Genomic DNA, 20,498 nt, shown 5'->3' on the forward strand with positions numbered 1-20,498 from the left:
ATTAGGCAAATGAGAGGTAATCGATGCTAACCCAGCGTTCGTCCATGTTTACCCTTGCCCATTTGTTCTCTTCTTTTATAATAAATAATTCCTGCCCTTTTAAATACGACCCTGCTTTTGCGAACGATGCTCCGGGTCCTGTACGCACGTTCAATGTGTCAGCAGTAACAGTTGCGCGGCGTACAGCAGTAGTATATTGTGCCGCTACCCAGTGCTGCTGGCTTGCTGATATACGGTACCAGCCATTCTTTTCCTCGTAAACGCGCAGTACCGATCCGAAGGTGGCCGGCGCTCTGTCGGCGGCTTTGGCAGTAACAGCGTTTGGCTGTGTACGGATGTTCAATGTTGAAGCTGTTACCACGGCGTATTTTAATACGTTGGTTGTTGTTGGTACATCAGGTGTACTTATTTCAGCCGACACAAGAGGCAAAAAGTTTTGTACGCAGTCGCTTACCTTGTTTCCGCCGAAAAATGCTGTACCCGGGCAAGTTTTATTGTTACCTGTGCCATTGTTGCGCCGCCCGGTATTTAAATCAAACCAATGGTGATAAACAACATTGGTATCATTAACCGGTCGGTTAAATTTAGCGCATAGTAAAGCCGTCAGCTTGATGATAGTGGCTTTTTGTGCGGCTGTCATGGCATCCTTACCGGTATCAAAATTTCCAACATTTTCTATGCAGATGGCATTTGCATTTTGCCCGGTAATGCAGGCAGGCGATTTTTCGAGTGAGCGGCCTGTAAGTATAGTTCCGTCAGGAAAAGTAGTGAAATGCTGCCCGATATCGGCCCAGCCATTATGAATCACATGGTAATCTTTCATGGCTTTTTGCATTTCGAAATGGTTATTGCTTTTAAAATTAGCGTACGAGGGACTATAGGTGTGATGTTCTTGTATGGTTAATACTGTACGTGCCACGCGAAGCGATGATAACCAGGTGGTAAATTCCTGGATATCCATTTTAGTGAATCCGAATTTTGTTGTCATGATGTAATAAGGTTGAAAATCAGAACGATCTGTAAAAAAGAAGTATAGGTGATTATGAATACTAAGATACGGAATTTCATCCGCAAAACCAATGAGGATTTCACCTCACCCGGTCAGTATTAACACCCGTCCATTTTTCTTTACAAAACCTTAATAACAGCGTTTAAAGGGCTTAATACTGGGTTAATAGTTTTGGTACTTAATCAAACTATTTACTCTATGAAGTATCCTTTACTATTTATTTCTGTTTTATTAATTGCTTTTGCAAGCTGCAAAAAACCCAATCGCGACATTTCTGATCCGCTACCTGAAGAAGAAGAGTTTTTTGTAAACGAAGATCCTGCCACCTTTGCCGAAATGGGTATGATAGACGTTGGCGGCGTTGGAGCGGCCGAAATTTCTGCATATGATTCGCTTACACAGCGTTTGCTCGTAGTTATAAACGACGAAGAAAATAACGTAAATAAAATTGAGGTAATTGACATGAGCAAACCTGCCGAAATGAAAGTTATTACTTCTATAAACGTGCAGCCTTACGGTGGCATGGTAAACAGCGTTTCGGTGTTTGACGGTAAGCTGGCAGCGGCCATAGAATCAAATGATAAACAGGCCAATGGCAAAGTTGTAGTGTTTAAAACTACTGATTACAGCGAGATTAAAGTTATTGAAGTAGGCGCGCTGCCTGATATGGTTACCTGGTCGCCAAACGGTAAGTATATTTTGACTGCAAATGAAGGCGAGCCAAATACCGATTATACCAACGATCCGAAAGGTACGGTGTCGATCATTTCGGTTGATAATAATTACGCGGTAAACACTATTGATTTTTCGGCTTTCGCCGGACAGGAGGCAGCTCTTAAAGCGAAAGGCTTTCGCGTGTTTGGTGTAGGTAATGATTTTCTGAAAGATATCGAGCCTGAGTATGTAACCATATCGTCCGACTCGAAAACAGCATGGGTTACGCTTCAGGAAAACAACGCCATAGCAAAAATTGATATCGCTAATAAAACTCTAACCGATATTTTTCCGCTGGGCTTTAAAAATTACAATACCGATGGCAACGAGATTGATCCGAGCGATGAGGATGACGCCATTACTGCCCGAAAAGTTCCTGTAAAAGGTATTTTCCTGCCTGATGCTATTGCTGTGCTTGAGGATGGCGGCAAGCCTTACCTGTTCACGGCTAACGAAGGTGACGCACGTGAGTACGACGCGTTTGAGGAAGTAAAACGTGTAAAAAATATCACGCTTGATCCAGCCGCGTTCTCTAACTGGGCTGACCTGCGTAAAGACGAAAATTTAGGCAGACTTAATATCACCACTACTTTAGGTGATACCGACGGTGATGGTGATTTCGACGAATTATATTCGTTAGGTGCACGTTCGTTCAGCGTATGGAACGGTAATACCGGCGAAATGGTGTTCGACAGTAAGAATGAACTTGATAAAAAAACCATCGCAGCTGATTTATACGACGATGGCCGTAGCGACGATAAATCAGTTGAGCCTGAAGGCTTGGCCATTGGCAAGGTAGGGCATAAAAAAGTTGCCTTTGTTGGTATGGAACGTGCAGACGCGGTGGCCGTTTACGACGTTACTAATCCAACGGCGCCAGTGTTTTTGCAGCTACTCGAAAGCGGTGACGCGCCTGAAGGTGTATTAATTATCCCGGCAAGGCAAAGCCCTACAAAAAAGACCCTGCTTGTTGTAAGCAGCGAGAACGACGGTGTAGTAAAAGTTTATACGCCAAATACTATCTGAACCTTATAATTTAATTGTTTTACTAAGCACCCCACGTGTTCCCGGGGTGCTTTTTTGTTTTATAAATAAATCAACGTTTCCCGCAGGGAAATGAATCAATTTTGTCATGCTGAAGTATGAAACATCTATTGGTCAACAGATACTTCACCACGTTCAGGATGACAAACATGCATGTGTATGTATTGCTTCATTACTTACGCAATGACATTTACCATCTTAACTAAACTGCAGCAAAAACGCTGAACCTTTACCTTCAATCGACTGTACCTGGATATTGCCTTTATGCAGCAGCATGATTTGCTTGCACAAGCTTAATCCGATACCACTGCCGGTTTTGCGGGTACTAAAGAACGGAATGAAAATTTTATCCAGCAGTTCAGGCGGCATGCCAACACCGTTATCAGCAATTTTTAATACAATTTTATTGTTAGCGATAGTTTCTGCTGATAGCGTGATCATAGGTTCCTCGCGGTCCTTCACAGCTTCGATAGCGTTTACCAGCAGGTTGATTAATACCTGCTCAATCAGGTTAACGTCAACCTCAATGGCCAGATTTAAATCACGCAAAATAATATCCAGCTCAATGTTTTTCTTTTCAAGTGTGGGAAGCATCAGGCTGTTAAGGTTCTCAAACAGGTCGCATACCAGTACCTTTTCCAGATCAAGCTTAGTGATCTTGTTCAGGTTACGATAGCTTTCAGTAAATTTCAAAAGGCCGTCGCTGCGTTTTTTTATGGTGTCGATACCCAGTTCAAGGTCTTCCATCTGGCTGCTGAAAGGGCTCTCTGCAATCTCCGGACTTTTCAAACGGTTCTTCAATGTATCGGCCAGTGAAGAAATCGGCGCTACGGAGTTCATTATCTCATGTGTCATTACGCTAAGCAGTTTTTGCCAGGCTTTTGATTCGGTTTCATCAAGCGCTTCGCTCACGTTTTGAAAAGCTATCAGTTTATACAACTTTTCTTCGCTGCGCAATATGCTGGCTGTAACCAGTATTTTAATTTGCTGCTGATTGCGGGTGATGCTTACTATCTTGGTATCCCCAGGCTTAAGGGCAATTACCTCCTGGTACAGGCTTTCCTCTCGCTTTTGCAGCGAGTGGATTGTTTTGAGATAGGGGATACCCAGCAGTTTTTTAAACGCCTCGTTTATCCAGCCGGTTTCTCCGGTTTCAAACTCATATGATACTATACCTGTATCCACCAGTTCCAGTATTTTTTGCAGATAATAATACTGCGTTTCACGCTCACGGCTGATGAGTTTGAAAGTAGTATTGATATCATTAAACCCTTTGCGCAACGGTTTAAGCTCGTTCGGGGCATGGCGCACATCAAAATAGCGTGAAAAATCACGGTAATGTACTGATTCAACAAACTGATTTACCTCATCCTGTGCCTTGCGGTTAAAACGTACTAAATCAAGAATGATATAGATAACCGCCGGGATGGTAAATATCAGGTAGATAAAAAAGGCGCTGCCTTTGGCTATCAAAAAAGTACAAGCGGCAATAGCCAGCGTAAGAAACAGGATGCGTAACAACAGCCGCCATTCGTAACGATCAAATGTCATACTTGCTCAGTCTGCGGTACAGGGCTGTACGGGTCAATCCTAATTCTTTAGCGGCACGAGTAATGTTGCCATTATGTTTCTCAATAACACGCAGTATGGCGTTCTTTTCCATAGCGCTTAGCGGAATTTCGCCGTCGGCTTCGTTGGTTGCAGGCAATGATGATTCAAGCGCCGAAAATATCAGGTCGTCGGCTTTCAGCATATGGTCATCAGCCATAATTACGGCCCGCTCAATAGAGTATTGCAGTTCGCGCACGTTACCCGGATAGTTGTATGATTTCAGTTTTTGCAGTGCCGCGGCCTCAAACTCCATAGTTGGTTTAAGATATTTTGACGCGTACTGCTTAGCAAAATGTTTAGCCAATAGTACAATATCGTTGTTTCGCCTGCGCAGCGGCGGCATGGTTATCTCTACAGTATTTATGCGGTAAATCAAGTCTTTACGGAAACGGTTCTCGTTTGCCAATTCCTGCAGTGGCACGTTGGTAGCGCATATCAGCCTGATATCGATATCAACAGGTTTGTTGGTACCAAGGCGGGTAACCTGCCTGTTTTGAAGTACCGTTAACAGTTTGGCCTGCTGCTGAAGGGTAATATTGCCTATCTCATCTAAAAACAGGGTGCCCCCGTGCGCGTCCTCAAAACGTCCGGCACGGTCTTCACGGGCATCTGTGAAGGCGCCTTTTTTGTGTCCGAACAGTTCACTTTCAAAAAGTGTATCGGTAAGCGCGCCTACATCTACTTTTATAAAAGGCTTATTGGCACGTAACGAACGCTCGTGAATGGCTTTTGCCATCAGGTCCTTACCCGTACCGTTTTCGCCAAGTATCAATATGTTGGCATCGGTAGGGGCTATTTTGTTCACTTTGTGAAAGATATCCTGCATCACTTCAGAATCACCCAATATTGAAGTTGAGCCAGCCGACCCTTTTACCGAAGCTTTAGGCGTTTTAATGCCTTCTTTTTTGTCAAGCAGGTCTTTTATGGTTTCCAGCAGTTTTTCGTTGTGCCATGGCTTAACAATAAAATCGTCGGCCCCTTCTTTTAACGATCGTACAGCCAGGTCGATATCACCGTAAGCGGTAATCATGATTACCGACACATTAGGCTTCCATTCTTTTACCTTTCTAAGCCAGTAAATACCTTCGTTACCGGTGTTAATGGCACTGTTAAAATTCATGTCGAGCAAAACCAGGTCAACCTGGTTACGCTGCAGCAGCCAGTTCAGGTTTTCGGGATTTTTTTCTGTAATGATCTCCTGCGCTTCGGTCTTCATCAGCAGTTTTACAGCAGTAAGCACGTCCGGATCGTCGTCAACAATTAAAACAGTAGCCTTTTTAAGTATCATGTGTATGATGTCGGTTTAAAGTATTAAAGTAATTAAATTTTTACCATAAATAGGCGAACACTTTATAAGTGTTCATCATTGCATTACAGGCAACAAATCAGCCGTGTTTCATAATGTATTAATAGTCAATTTATTACGATTTGACTGAGAATTTTCAACTGTATCGAAACCGAACACCCCGTGTAACAGAAGCGTACGCAAAAAATTGTTCGTTTGTATGTAATATACTGTAAATCAACGTTTTAATTCATGGCACGGGATTTTGTTATGTACTGGCAAACATATATTACATCGTGGACAGAAAAATTGAGAAAAAAAGCTGGAACAGTAAACGCATCATGACCATTACCGGCGTTTCGGCTATTATACTGCTTGTTGCCGGCAGCATCTATTTTACATCGGGCAAAAGTAAACTTAATGTTGATGTTGAACGCATCACCATCAGCGAGATAAAAAAAGGCCCTTTCCAGGAATTTATACCCGTAAATGGCGTTGTAATGCCACGCACTACCATATACCTCGACGCCGTTGAAGGCGGACGTGTTGAAAAACGTTTTGTTGAAGACGGCGCTAACATGAAAGCTGGCGAACCTATCCTTAAACTATCAAACACCGACCTTGAACTTAGCCTTGCTAACGAAGAAACTTCTGTATTCAACGTACTTACTCAAATGCAGATATCGCGTGATAACGCGCAGCAAAATACCATTACCAAACTTAACCAGATGGCCGAAGTAGAAAGCGCGCTTCGCGAAGCTGAAAGGGTATACAAACTTAACAAGCACCTGTACGAACAAAAAGCCATCGGGTCGCAAGAGTTTAAAAAGTCAGAAAACGAATATCAGTATGCTATAGCGCGTAAAAAGCTTACTACAAAGATCATGTCTCAAGACACCACTTCTACCAAAGCGCAATTAACACAGATGCAGGAATCATACGACCATATGAAAAGCACCCTTGCGCTGATGCGTAAAAAAGTGGGTGACCTGATTGTTCGTGCGCCTGTTGATGGCCAGCTTACTTCACTGGATGCCGAAATTGGACAGAACAAAACCAAAGGGCAACGTTTGGGTCAGATCGACGTCTTATCAGGATACAAAGTGCGTGTTGATATTGATGAGCATTACATCTCACGCGTGTACAACGGCCTGATGGCTGAGTACAATGTTGATAATAAGATATATCGCCTCAAAATTAAAAAGGTGTTTACTCAGGTAACCAATGGCCGTTTCCAGGTTGATATGGAGTTTATGGGCGAAATGCCAAAATCATTACGCCGCGGCCAAACATTGCAGATACGCCTTGCTTTGAGCGACGAAACACAAGCTATACTGGTGCCTAAGGGTGGCTTTTATCAGCAAACCGGCGGTAACTGGATATTTAAGCTGAACGATGATGGCAGCGTAGCTTACAAAGTTGACGTGCAGCTTGGTCGCCAAAATCCTGATTACTACGAAGTGCTTTCAGGATTGCAGCCGGGTGACAAGGTAGTAACATCAAGCTATGATACCTATGGCGACATGCAAGAGCTGGTGCTTAAGGGCGAGAAAGCTGAGAACTAGGGATGAGAATTAAGAATTAAGAGTCAGGAATCAAGAGGCTCCTTAGTATTAGAGTTGAGTAATTAGTATTTAGAATTTTAAAAATCACGATATAAACAAATCACAATGATAAAAATAACTGATCTGGAAAAGTTTTACCGCACTGAAGAGGTAGAAACCATTGCACTTAACAAATTATCCATTGAAGTAAAAACAGGCGAATTTGTGGCCATAATGGGCCCTTCGGGCTGTGGCAAGTCGACCCTGCTAAATATCATCGGACTGCTTGATGACCCAGATGGCGGCAGCTACATATTTAACGATACTGAGGTGGCGCATTTCAATGAGCGTAAACGTGCCGATTTGCGCAAGCACAATATTGGTTTCGTTTTCCAAAGCTTTAACCTGATTGACGAGTTGACCGTGTTTGAAAACGTTGAGCTTCCGCTGATTTATACCGGCGTGGCAGCAGCCGACCGTGTTAAACGTGTTGAAGAAGTGCTGGATAAAATGCAGATTATGCACCGCCGCAACCACTACCCGCAGCAACTATCGGGCGGTCAGCAGCAGCGTGTGGCCATTGCCCGTGCGGTGGTTAACAAACCCAAGCTGATACTTGCGGATGAGCCTACCGGTAACCTTGACAGTAGCAACGGTAACGAGGTAATGGAACTGCTAACCGACCTGAACGAACAAGGTACAACCATAGTAATGGTAACCCACTCTGAGCACGACGCGCGCTACAGTCACCGCATTATCCGCCTGTTAGACGGACATACCGTAATGGAAAATATCATGATATAAGATAGTCCATGGTTGATAGACAATAGACCATGGATAAAGTAAAAATCCACTATGGACCATCGACTATGGGCCATGGACTAAACAAAAACCTGTCATGTTCAAAAATTACCTTAAAATAGCCTGGCGTAACCTGTTAAAAAACAAAGGTTTCACCTTTATAAACGTTTCCGGTTTAACAATCGGTATGGCCAGCGCCGCCCTTATTTTGTTCTGGATAAACCACGAAGTAGGTTACGACCAGTTCCACGAAAAAAAAGACCGCCTGTACACTATGTACAATAAGGCCGTGTTTGACGGGCAACTGTGGTGCTGGAACACTACGCCAAAAATAATGGCTAAAACTTTAAGGGATTATCCGCAGGTTGAGGAAGCTACGCATACCACCAACTGCTTTTTTTTATTTAATGTAGGCGAAAAAAAGCTGAATGTATCAGGGATGTTTACCGATTCGGGCTTTTTAAAGATGTTTACTTTCCCTGCGCTTAAAGGTAATCCCAACACCGCTTTAAACGACATCTATTCAATTGTAGTAACACAAAAGCTGGCAAAAAAGCTTTTTGGCACTGAGGACGCACTTGGTAAAACTATCCGTTTAGACAGCGTTGACAATTTCAGGGTAACGGCAGTATTGAAAGACATACCTGATAACAGCCGGTTTAAGTTTGAGTACCTGCTGCCATGGCAGTACATGAAAAAGATCGGCCAGGATGACGAATACTGGGGTAACAATTCGGTTCAAACTTATGCCTTGTTAAAAGCTGGTGTTACCGAAGCGGCTGCGAATAAACAGATAAAAGACATTACCAGATCACACTCAGATCAAAAGGAAACAGATGTTTTTTTGCATCCGATAAAAAAGTGGCGCTTGTATTCAAAGTTTGAAAATGGGATAAATACCGGCGGACGTATTACCACCATTAGAGTTTTTGGCGTGATTGCCATTTTTATACTGGTTATCGCCTGTATCAACTTCATGAACCTTAGCACTGCCCGTAGTGAAAAACGCGCTAAAGAGGTTGGTATCCGTAAGGTATCAGGTGCGCCAAGAGGCTTTTTAATAGGTCAGTTTTTAGCTGAATCAATAATGATTTCGCTGATTGCAGGCATACTGGCGCTGATAATTGTATATGTTAGTTTGCCGGCTTTCAACCAACTCACCGAAAAGGAATTATTTATACCGTATGCCGATCCGTATTTCTGGCTTGCTTTTTTTGGTTTTGTGATACTCACCGGTGTTATAGCAGGCAGCTATCCGGCGTTTTATCTGTCATCGTTCAATCCGGTGAAAGTTTTAAAAGGTACCTTTAAGGCGGCAAACGCTTTAGTTACTCCGCGTAAAGCACTGGTGGTATTTCAATTTATGATTGCTATAGGCCTTATTATTTGTACCATCATCATAAAAAACCAGTTAAAGCACGCGCAGGACAGAGATACCGGTTATAAAAAAGATAACCTGGTGTACACCTTTATTTCCGGTGAAATTGACAAGCATTACAAGTTAATACGCGAAGAGCTGATAAGCAGCGGAGCGGCTGTATCAGTAACCAAAACCAGCGCGCCCATTACCCAGGGCTGGAGCGACAGCTGGGGGTACGACTGGCAGGGAAAAGACCCTAATGCCAAGATTGACCTAAACGTATTTAATGTTGACGGCGACTTTACCAAAACCATGGGTTTGAAGATTGTTGCCGGTCGGGACATTGATGTAAAAAACTTCCCGACTGATACTTCCGCTGTACTCCTTAATGAAGCATCTGTGAAAACCATGGGTTTTAAAGATCCGATAGGCCAAATAATTACACAAGACGGTGGAAACCGCAAATGGACCGTAGTTGGTGTGGTAAAAGATTTTATTCTGCAATCGCCTTATGAGCCTGTTAAAGGTATGATTATTCAAGGGCCGCGCATGTGGTTCAACGTTATTCACTATAAGCTTAACCCGGCAAATACAACTTCAAAAAACCTAAAACTGGCTGAGGCTGTATTTAAAAAATACAATCCGGATTATCCGTTCGACTATAAATTTATTGACGAAGACTATGCTACCAAGTTTGCCGATGAACAGCGTACTGGCACACTTGCAACACTGTTTGCCGGGTTGACCATATTTATATCGTGCCTTGGCTTATTTGGCTTAGCTACCTATATGGCACAAAACCGTGTTAAAGAAATTGGCGTGCGCAAAGTGCTTGGCGCATCAGTAGGGCGGATAACAGCGCTGCTTTCAGCCGACTTTTTGAAACTGGTGATTATATCGTTTGCTATAGCGGCACCGTTGGCTTGGTATTTTATGAAAGAATATTGGTTAAACACCTATACATATCGTATCGACATAAGTATTTGGGTATTTATAATCTCAGGATTATTAACCATAGCAATAGCGTTACTAACCATCAGCTTTCAAACAATTAAAGCGGCAATTGCTAATCCGGTTAAAAGTTTAAGAAGCGAGTAGTTGGACGATAGACCATGGACGATGGTCCATAGCTATGGCTAAATAAAAAGTAAAAGAAATCCTTCTATGGTCTATTAACTATGAACCATGGACTAAACGAAGTTATCATGATCAGGAATTACATAAAATCGGCGTATCGCAGCCTGAAGAAGAATACCGGCTTCACCGCGATCAATATCATGGGGTTGGCCCTAGGCCTTGCCGCGTGCCTGCTTATTGTTTTTTATGTGATAGACGAGCTTAGCTATGATAGGTACAACGAAAAGGCAGGCAGGATATACCGCGTAAACGAAGATCTTAAGCTTGGCGAGAATAAGTTGCAATATGCTGTGTGTATGGCGCCGCTGGCGCAAACGCTTAAAAATGATTTCCCGGAAGTTGAAAATGCTGTCAGGCTTAAAAAGGCAGGCAGCATCCATATAAAAAAGGGTACCGAAAAAATCAGGGAAGATTACATCGGCTTTGCCGATCCATCGGTATTTGACGTGTTTACGCTGCCTGTACTGTTTGGTGATGTAAAAACCGCTTTGGTTGAACCTAATAGCATTGTGCTTACCGAAAGCATGGCTAAGAAATACTTCGGTAAAACTGACGTGGTTGGCGAAAGCCTGCTGTTTGACGACCGTGAGACCATGAAGGTAACCGGTGTGATAAAGGACATACCGCAGCAGTCGCACTTCAGGTTTGATTTCCTGGTATCGATGTCGAGCCTGGCCGACAGCCGTTCGCCTGAATGGCTACGCAGCGAGTATAATACCTATGTGCTGTTCAGAAAAGGCGCCGACCCGAAGAAGCTTGAAGCCGCCTTCCCTCAGCTTTTACGCAAGTACAGCGGCGGCCAGATGCAAAGCGAACTGAAAAAAAGCTATGATGAGTTTGAAAAAGGCGGAAGCTACTTCAGGCTGAACCTGATACCGCTTACTGATATTCACCTGCACAGTAAAATGATTGGCGAACTTAGCGCCGCAGGTACTGTGGAGTATATTTACATCCTGTCGGGTATTGCACTGTTTATTCTTATCATCGCCTGTATAAACTTCATGAACCTGAGTACTGCCCGTTCATCAAACCGTGCACGCGAAGTAGGGGTGCGCAAGGTGCTTGGCTCGGCGCGTAAAAACCTGATAGCGCAATTTCTAACGGAATCAATACTGGTAACATTTGCTGCTACGCTTATCGCAATGGCCATTGTAGTACTTGTATTGCCGGGCTTCAATGTTTTGGCAGGTAAAGAGTTGTCTATCAGTTTGCAGTCGTTAAAGTGGATTGTGCCGATGCTGCTGATGGTGGCACTGGTAGTGGGCGCATTGGCTGGATCATATCCCGCGTTCTTCCTGTCGGCTTTTCAACCTGTAAGTGTGCTTAAAGGTTCGCTATCAGCAGGTTTTAAAAGCAGCAGACTGCGTAGCTTTTTGGTGGTGTTCCAGTTCTCTATATCGATCTTCCTGATCATTGGCACATTGGTGGTTTACCAGCAGCTTAATTACATACAAACCAAAAATCTGGGGTATAACCGCAACCAGGTGCTGGTGATAAACAATTCCTTTGAAATAGGCAACGGGGATAAGGTAAAGCTGCTTAAGCAGCAAATAGCGGCCTTACCGGGTATCGAAAACGCCACCATGAGCGGTTATCTGCCTACTTCGCAATGGCGCAACATGGGTATTTATTATAAAGATGCCGTACCCGATCAAAGCCGCGCCATTTTTCCGCAGGTATGGCGTGTTGATGCCGACTACATAAAAACACTCGGCATGCAACTGGTACAGGGGCGCAATTTTTCAAAGGATATGCCTACCGATACCGCCTCACTGATCATCAATGAAGCGGCTGCTAAATTTCTGGGTTTTAAAAATCCGGTTAACCAAACACTGTATCACAGCAAAGATTACCAAACGCACGGTGAGGTTTCACCTTATAAAATCATCGGGGTAGTGAAAGACTTTCACTTTAACTCGATGCGAGAAACCATAGCGCCAATGATGATGGTTTTAGGCGAAGACTGGGGCCGGGTGAGCGCACGTGTAAGCACTGCCAATATCAATAATACGCTCGATCAGGTAAAAAAAGTATGGAGCGGCATTTCACCCGACATCAAGATCGATTACTCGTTTATGGATGCTGAGTTTGATGCCATATACCGCAGCGAACAACAAATAGGACAGATATTCATTGTGTTTACATCACTGGCTATCATTATAGCTTGCCTTGGATTGTTTGGTCTTGCCGCTTATGCAGCCGAACAGCGTACAAAAGAGATAGGCATACGCAAGGTGCTAGGTGCAAGCGTATCAACCATTGTAAACCTGCTTTCAAAAGACTTTTTAAAACTGGTGCTGCTGGCCATATTGATATCATCGCCAATAGCGTGGTATTCAATGCATAGGTGGCTGCAAAATTATGCTTACCGCATTAATATCGGCTGGTGGGTGTTTGCCGCCGCCGGAATTGCCGGTATAGTTGTGGCGCTGTTAACCATAAGTTTTCAGTCAATCAAAGCGGCATTGGCTAACCCGGTAAAGAGTTTAAGAAGTGAATAATTAAATCAGATAATAAAATATTAAAATGTTCATCAGCAACTTATTAATTACCCTGCGCAGCCTGCGAAAAAACAAGGTTTACTCCCTGATAAATATTGTGGGTTTAAGTGCCGGACTGGCCGCATGCCTTTTGGTGGCAGCCATTGTTATTGATGAACTATCGTACGACAAACAATGGACAAAGGCCGACCGGATTTACCGTACCATATCAGTAAACAACAGGGTTAAAGGAAGTGACCGTTTTCCGCTGACATTTACCGGGCTTGGTCCGTCACTTAAAAAGGATTTCCCGGAGGTGGAAGATTACTGCCGCATGTCGGTAATAGGCGACAGGCTTAAAATAGGTGCTAACAGCGATGGGGTAGCGGTTAAAAACCTTATGGCCGAGGCTTCTGTATGGAACTTTCTTGATTTTAAGGTGACTGAAGGTAACCCTAAAAAGTATATTGAGGGCTATGCTAATTTAATCATCACCGAAAAATTTAAACAGGAACACTTTAAAGGACAGGATCCGGTAGGTAAGATATATTATACTATTCCGGAATGGGGCAGTCCGCAGCAATACCTGGTAACCGGGGTTGTAAAAGAGCTGCCTTTGAATACCCATTTGCGTGCTGATGTAATATCGATTACTAAATATCGTCCAACTGACGACGAACTGGCCAAAGAAGAATACGGAACTTTCAGCACCCAGTACCTGCTGTTAAAGCCCGGTACTGATGTGAATAAATTTACTGCTAAAGTAAATAACTGGTACACAAAATTTACCGCGCCAAACAAGCCGGGGTACAGTTATCTGTTTCAACCTTTTAAGGATGTGTACCTGAAGTCAGACTTTTCTGAAGCGCAGCCTGTGCATGGCAGCATGCGCAATATCTATATATTTAGCGCGGTAGCGGTGTTACTACTGGTTATTGCGTGTTTTAACTTCATGACGCTTACAACCTCACGGGTGTTCAGTCGTATGCAGGAAACAGGAGTACGTAAAGTACTTGGCGCAAGCAAACGCCAACTTATCATTCGGTACATCACCGAATCGGTATTGTTCTTCTGCCTGGCGTTTGTGCTGGCAGGGTTGCTGTACAAGGTTTTTGTGCCTTACATTGAAACCTATATGGGGCACCAATTGGTGTTCAGCGCTTATAATGCGTCGTTTATTGTAGCGGCAATTATAGCGGTTTTAGCTGTAAGCATACTTACAGGTATTTACCCGGCATGGTACCTTTCGCAGCCGCAGCCCATCACCATTTTGCGCAATCAGCTGCCATCAGGCTCTCAGCTTAACTGGCTCAAAAAAACGCTCGTTGTTGGGCAGTTTGTTATTTCTATAGGTATTATCATTGCCACGCTAGTGGTACACTATCAGCTGAATTATATCAGTAAGATTGATCTGGGGTTCGATAAAAATAACCTCGTAAAGCTGGAATACAGCTCATGGGGTAACAGCGGCGAAAGATTTAAACAGCAGCTTAAACAACTGCCGGGCATTGAAAGCGTAAGCATAACTTCATGGTCGCCGGGAATTGGGGCGGTCAACATGTCGACAGAAATTCCTGTGCCGGGGCAAACAGCTAAAATTGTAGTTAATCACATGCGAGGCGATGCCGACCTTCCAGCGGTGTTAAAAGTTAAGCTAAAAAGTGGCCGGGTGTTCAGTCCTGATCTGCGAACTGATAACATCAACGGCGATTCGTTAAATCAATTACAGTTGGATGGAGTAAAAGGCAAGATACGCGACTCGGTATTGAATAGCCGGCCTGTTATTGTTACCGAATATACAGCAAAATTGCTAAACGTAAAGCTGAACGAAAAAGCTAAATCGGTAGAAGGTATACCTGTTGGCATAATCAGTGACTTTCATAATGAATCGCTGCACTTCGGTATGAAGCCTTGTGTTATAGATGCTGATAAATCAAACAATGGCTATATACTGATACGGTTGAAACCAAATCATCCGGCAAACTCCCTAACTGCTATAAACACGCTTTTAAAAAGCATTTATCCCGACAAGCCATTTTTATACGAATGGGTAGGTGATGTTATAGACGCCCAGTATAAAAACGAGGCAAAGTTGAAGCAATTGTTCTTTTGCTTCAGTATGCTGATTGTATTTCTGTCGTGCCTGGGTTTGTTCGGGTTGATCACTTTTAATATACAGCAACGCGTTAAAGAAATAGGAATACGCAAAGTACTTGGCGCTTCGGTAGCCGGTATAGCAACCATGTTGTCAACTGATTTTGTAAAGCTGGTGATATTGGCGCTGGCAATCGCGGCACCGCTTGCAGGGTATCTGATGACGCAATGGCTGCAGGATTTTGCATACCGCATTACCCTCAACTGGTGGATTTTCGGTTTAGCCGGGCTGATAGCTATACTGATAGCTGTGATAACCATAAGCTTTCAGGCGATAAAAGCGGCACTGGCAAATCCGGTGAAAAGCTTGAGAAGCGAATAGTGAGGAGTGAGTAGCACAAATGACAAATGACTAATGACAACAACAAAATAGTAAGATTATGTTAAAGAATTTCATCACAATAGCCTGGCGCAACCTGTATAAAAAGAAACTGTTCTCGTTCATCCATATCATCGGGCTTACCATTGGTATAACGGTGTGTATGATGATATTTCTGTATATCATGAATGAGTTTAGTGTCGACAGGTTTCATAAGCAAGGAGACAATATTTACAGGGTAATGCGCCGCTTTGATGTAAACAAAAACATGGTGCCTTACCTGGCGGGTACTTATGGGCCAGCGTTGTTGAACGATTATCCGAAGGAAATAAAGCAAGCGGTACGGGTGTGCCCTACACACGGTTTGGTGCAAACAGCTGATAAAAAGTCGTTCAATGAGAAAAAGCTTTACGTAGCCGACGCCGACTTTTTTACGCTATTTACTTTCCCGCTGATAAAAGGTGATCCTAAAACGGTTTTAAAACAACCCAACAGTGTGGTGATAAGCCAGGCCACCGCCAAAAAATATTTTGGCAACGATGATCCTATCGGCAAGGTTATCGAGATTGATCAACTGTACCAGTTGAAGGTAACCGGTGTTTCCAAAAATGTGCCGTCGAACTCGCACCTCGACTTTGACCTTGTAATGCCCATTTCCAACTTTGAGCATTATGATTGGTTCAAGGTATGGGTAAATAATAATCTGTTTGTTTACGTGCGCATTGATAACCCTGCGACAGCTGCCGCGCTTGAAAAGCAGTTCCCGGCATTTATGCAGAAATATATGGGTGCTGATATGGAAAAAATGGGGGTGAAGTTCGACCTGCATTTGCGTCCGCTTAAAGAAATTTATTTTGAACCTTCATCAGAGTTTGACAACGTTCGCCACGGTGACCAGTCGGTTGTATATATTTTCCTGTCGATAGCTATTTTGATACTCGTTATTGCATGTATTAACTTCATGAACCTGTCAACCATCCGTGCGGTTGAACGCTCAAAAGAAGTAGGCATGCGCAAGGTGATGGGCGCGCTGCGCAATCATTTGATCTGGCAATTTATCGGCGAATCAGTTTTGCTTACGCTGATCTCATGCGTATTAGCCATCGGCCTGTTGCTGTTGGCTATGCCGTGGTACAACCAACTGCTTGGATACGAGCTTACCGTTTCATGGAATGCAGCTCCAATCTACCTGTTCCTGGCCGGTGTTATCTTGTTTGTAGGATTTTTAGCAGGTAGTTACCCGGCATTTTTCCTGTCGGCGTTCTCGCCAATACAGGCACTTAAGGGCAAACTGCAATTAGGTAAAAGCGGTGCATTTTTCAGGCAGGCTTTGGTGGTGGTGCAGTTCTGCATATCGGTATTTTTGATAGTAGGTACCATTGTGATCTATAACCAAATGAGCTTTGTAAAAAGCAAGGATTTGGGTTATGATAAGGAACAATCGGTAGTGATACCATTGAACAATAACGACATCTACAACAACATGCGGGCGTTTAAAAATGACCTGATGAGCAAAAGCGGTATCCAGTCGGTATCATACATGTCGGGTGAGCCGGGCGGTTTTCATGATATGCATACCTATGAAGCCGAAGGGCAACGCGATGTATTTAAATCGCGCAGCGAATTTGCTGATTTTGAATATGTAAAAACCTTAGGCCTCAAAATAGTTGCCGGTCGCGATTTCTCCCCGCAAATGGCTACCGATACCACCGATGCCGTATTGATAAATGAGACTGCCGCCAAAAAACTTGGCTTTACACCTGCCGAAGCCGTGGGTAAATGGATAAAAAACAATATGCGCGACAGCACACGCCGCAAAATAGTAGGTGTGGTGAAAGATTTTAACTTTATCTCACTTAAAGAAACCATGGACGCGCTGGTGATTTCACCAAGCGACGACAGAAGGGTAGCGGTGATCAAATTGAAACCGGGCAATGTATCATCAGGCCTGGCTGCAATTAAAGAAGCCTACGCGCGTGTAGCACCGGCTTACCCGCTTGAGTACACTTTCCTCGATCAGAAATTTGATACCCTGTACAAAAACGATCTGCGCCAGCAGACCATCCTGAGCGTATTTTCAGGACTTGCCATATTTATTGCCTGTTTGGGCTTGTTCGGGCTGGCTTCATTTACGGCTGCCAAACGTACCAAAGAGATAGGCGTACGCAAAGTACTTGGCTCATCTGTACAAAACATATTGCTGCTGCTTTCAAAAGACATGCTGAAGCCGGTAGCTGTGGCAACAATTATAGCCATGCCGTTCGCTTATTTCAGCATGCAAAAATGGCTGCAAAATTTTGCCTACCGCACACCGCTGCACTGGTGGGTGTTTGTGCTGGCGGCTGTAATAACCTTTGCCATAGCGTTATTTACCATCAGCTTCCAATCGCTTAAAGCGGCGATTGCTAACCCGGTGAAAAGTTTAAGAAGTGAGTGATTTTTAGAGTCCATAGACGATAGTCCATGGTCAATAGAAGTAGAAATCAGATAATATCCATGGTCTATCGACTATGGTCCATGGACTAAAAACCAACATAAAATGTTAAGAAACTACATAAAAACCGCATGGAGAAACCTTTGGAAAGGCAGGGTTTTCAATACCATGAACGTTATCGGACTGTCGGTAGCCATAGCCTGCTGCATAATGCTTTTCCTGACGGTGTATTTTCAGTTTACGTTTGATAGGTTTCATGTCAATATCAATAAGATACACCAGCTATCATTTTCAAGCAGTCGTGCCGAAGGTACCGAGATATCTACAGCCATGTGCGCCCCGCTTGCCCAGGCGCTTAAAGACGATTATCAGGACATACGTTACATTACCCGTATGGCTAATGGCGGCGCTACGGTAAAATACGGTGGTAAGGAGCTTGAAAAAAACATCCATTTTGTTGATACCGACTTCTTTAAGATGTTCACTTTTCCGGTTGTCAATGGCAATAAAAACAACCCGCTTGCCGATCTGAATGATCTTGTGTTAACCGAGTATGCGGCAAAAGCCATTTTTGGGAAAGAAAATCCGATAGGAAAAACAATCGAACTAAAATATGCCGACACACCGCACAACTTTGTGGTAAGTGCCGTGGTAAAAGATTTTCCTGAAAACTCGAGCATTACATTCGATATGCTATTGCGCTTTGAGGTTACGCCTGATTACCAGGAACACATGAAACACTGGGATTGGCACGATCATTCAACGTTTATTCAGTTGCATGATAATGTGAAGCCGGAAGTGTTTGGCAAGCAGTTACAAACCTTTGTAAATAAAAACTTTAAGGAAGTTATAGACGGCATGAAGAAGGACGGCGCCAAAGCCGATGCTAACGGTAATGTATATAGCCTTAACCTGCTGCCCTTTGCTAATAATCATTTCGCTACAGAAATTAACGGACTTGAAGGCGGACAGGTAAGTAAAACATATGTGTTCTCGTTAATGGCGATAGGTATTTTTATACTGGTTATTGCCTGTATCAACTTTGTTAACCTTTCGGTAGCCCGCGCGTTTACCCGTGCGCGTGAAGTGGGCGTACGTAAAACGCTTGGCGCCGGCAAATGGCAGCTGCTTGTGCAGTTTTGGGTTGAAACCTTTATGGTATGCCTGTTTGCCATGGTGGCCGGTATAATATTGGCCAACTTTATTATGCCGGGCTTTAATGCTACGTTCCGCTCAAATATGGAAATCAGCATGTTGTTTAAGGTTTCGCATATTTTGGTAATGATTGGTGTTTTGTTGTTAATTACCATGATTGCAGGCCTGTACCCGGCTTTGCTGATGATGCGTTTTAAAACGGTATCGGTACTTAAAGGCTCAGTAGGTAATGCGAAACCCGGCAAAACGCGCAATGTGCTGCTGGTAACGCAGTTTACGCTGTCAACCTTACTTATTGTTTGTACGCTGATAAGCTGGCAGCAGATAAGTTACCTGAAAAGCCGTCCGCTTGGATACAATAAAGATGAGGTGATCAGCATCCCGATAGGAAACTCCCTTAAAGGCGACCAGGCACTCGAACTGTTCCGTAATAAAATGAACGGACAACCGGGCATCACTGCCATAACCGGGGCTTATGATAACATGGGCAGCGGCAAAGACGGCTCGATGCGCACTTCTCGTATTGGGTTCGACTATAAGGGCCACACTGTGCGTACTACCATTCAGGGGGTATCGTATGATTTTTTGAAAGCTCTTGATATCAAACTGGTTGACGGTCGTGAATTTTCGCGTGCTATGGCCGGAGATAGCAATGCTATTGTAATCAACGAAAAGATGGCGGCCCAGTTAGGCAAAAATATACGTGTTGGTGATTTAGTGCCCTTGGATGAGAATAGCCCGTCACGAATAATCGGCATAGTAAAAGATTATAACTATCGCTCGTTACGCAGCGAAATTGAGCCGCTTACGCTGGTTATGCAAGGCTATGAAATAAACTACGTATTTGTTCGTGTTAAGGCGGACAACCTGATACGCGCCTTTAACCAGGTAAAAGATAAATGGCACGAAACCTTCCCGAATGTTGAGTTCACCGGATCATGGATAAATGAAAATACCGAGAGGCAATATGTGGCAGAGCAGCGCCTGTCAACCATCTTTATAAGCGGAGCCATCATTGCTATTATTATTTCATGCATTGGTTTGCTGGCCATGTCGTTTATGATTATGGTTCAGCGTACGAAGGAGATAGGCATACGCAAGGTGCTGGGTGCTAATGTTGGCGTACTGGTAATGCTATTATCGCGCGACTTTCTGAAACTGGTATTACTTGCCGCGGTAATAGCCTTCCCGCTGGCCTGGTGGCTGATGAGTAAATGGCTGGAAAGCTTTGTGTACCGCACACCAATATACTGGTGGATATTCGCCCTGGCAGGGTTTATTGCACTGGCAATAGCTTTCCTGACGGTAAGTTTCCAGTCTGTCAGAGCGGCACTTGCAAACCCGGTGAAGAGCTTAAGGAGCGAATGATCAGTTTGCAGTTTGAAGTGGGCAGTTGGCATACACAAATGAAGCCGACTATTGCCTGATACTGATGAAAAAACAATGACTAA

At 43.8% G+C, this 20,498-nt stretch carries 11 protein-coding genes; 8 read left to right on the top strand and 3 right to left on the bottom strand.

All coding sequences use genetic code 11. The annotated features are described in order from the left end of the window. Position 1: 1 nt before the first annotated feature. On the bottom strand, positions 2–988 hold the full coding sequence (locus EOD41_RS01990) for an SH3 domain-containing protein (RefSeq protein ID WP_127703101.1): 987 nt from the start codon (positions 986–988) through the stop codon (positions 2–4). A 219-nt stretch (positions 989–1,207) separates the two neighbouring features. On the opposite strand from EOD41_RS01990, the gene EOD41_RS01995 reads away from it, so the two are divergent. Then, entirely contained in the window at positions 1,208–2,749 is a 1,542-nt protein-coding gene (locus tag EOD41_RS01995; RefSeq protein WP_127703102.1) for a choice-of-anchor I family protein, read from the top strand. 216 nt (positions 2,750–2,965) lie between these two features. On the opposite strand, the gene EOD41_RS02000 is transcribed toward EOD41_RS01995, so the two are convergent. Both EOD41_RS02000 and EOD41_RS02005 read right to left on the bottom strand, forming a co-directional pair. Continuing rightward, positions 2,966–4,318: a sensor histidine kinase gene (locus tag EOD41_RS02000; protein WP_127703103.1), complete on the bottom strand. Its 1,353-nt coding sequence runs from the start codon at positions 4,316–4,318 to the stop codon at positions 2,966–2,968. Beyond that, positions 4,308–5,666 carry a sigma-54-dependent transcriptional regulator gene (locus EOD41_RS02005; protein WP_127703104.1) on the bottom strand — a complete coding sequence of 453 codons (1,359 nt, stop codon included), beginning with the start codon at positions 5,664–5,666 and terminating at the stop codon, positions 4,308–4,310. The genes EOD41_RS02000 and EOD41_RS02005 overlap by 11 nt, the downstream gene beginning before the upstream one ends. A gap of 293 nt (positions 5,667–5,959) precedes the next feature. Between EOD41_RS02005 and EOD41_RS02010 the strand changes: the two genes are divergently transcribed. From EOD41_RS02010 to EOD41_RS02040, 7 genes are all read left to right on the top strand, one after another. Continuing rightward, positions 5,960–7,228: an efflux RND transporter periplasmic adaptor subunit gene (locus tag EOD41_RS02010; RefSeq protein WP_127703105.1), complete on the top strand. Its 1,269-nt coding sequence runs from the start codon at positions 5,960–5,962 to the stop codon at positions 7,226–7,228. 105 nt (positions 7,229–7,333) lie between these two features. Further along, entirely contained in the window at positions 7,334–8,011 is a 678-nt protein-coding gene (locus tag EOD41_RS02015) for an ABC transporter ATP-binding protein (RefSeq protein ID WP_127703106.1), read from the top strand. A gap of 94 nt (positions 8,012–8,105) precedes the next feature. Continuing rightward, positions 8,106–10,466, top strand: a complete 2,361-nt coding sequence (locus tag EOD41_RS02020) for an ABC transporter permease (protein ID WP_127703107.1) — start codon at positions 8,106–8,108, stop codon at positions 10,464–10,466. Positions 10,467–10,546: 80 nt separating this feature from the next. Continuing rightward, positions 10,547–13,006 (top strand): ABC transporter permease, encoded by a 2,460-nt coding sequence (locus EOD41_RS02025; RefSeq protein WP_240663132.1) that lies wholly within the window; start codon positions 10,547–10,549, stop codon positions 13,004–13,006. A 25-nt stretch (positions 13,007–13,031) separates the two neighbouring features. Beyond that, positions 13,032–15,461, top strand: coding sequence for an ABC transporter permease (locus EOD41_RS02030; protein ID WP_127703108.1), 2,430 nt, complete (start codon positions 13,032–13,034; stop codon positions 15,459–15,461). Between the two features lie 58 nt (positions 15,462–15,519). Beyond that, on the top strand, positions 15,520–17,895 hold the full coding sequence (locus EOD41_RS02035; protein WP_127703109.1) for an ABC transporter permease: 2,376 nt from the start codon (positions 15,520–15,522) through the stop codon (positions 17,893–17,895). Positions 17,896–17,997: 102 nt separating this feature from the next. Further along, positions 17,998–20,415, top strand: coding sequence for an ABC transporter permease (locus tag EOD41_RS02040; RefSeq protein ID WP_127703110.1), 2,418 nt, complete (start codon positions 17,998–18,000; stop codon positions 20,413–20,415). The last annotated feature ends 83 nt before the right edge of the window (positions 20,416–20,498 follow it).

It is taken from the genome of Mucilaginibacter limnophilus (assembly GCF_004005815.1).
GTDB lineage: Bacteria > Bacteroidota > Bacteroidia > Sphingobacteriales > Sphingobacteriaceae > Mucilaginibacter > Mucilaginibacter limnophilus.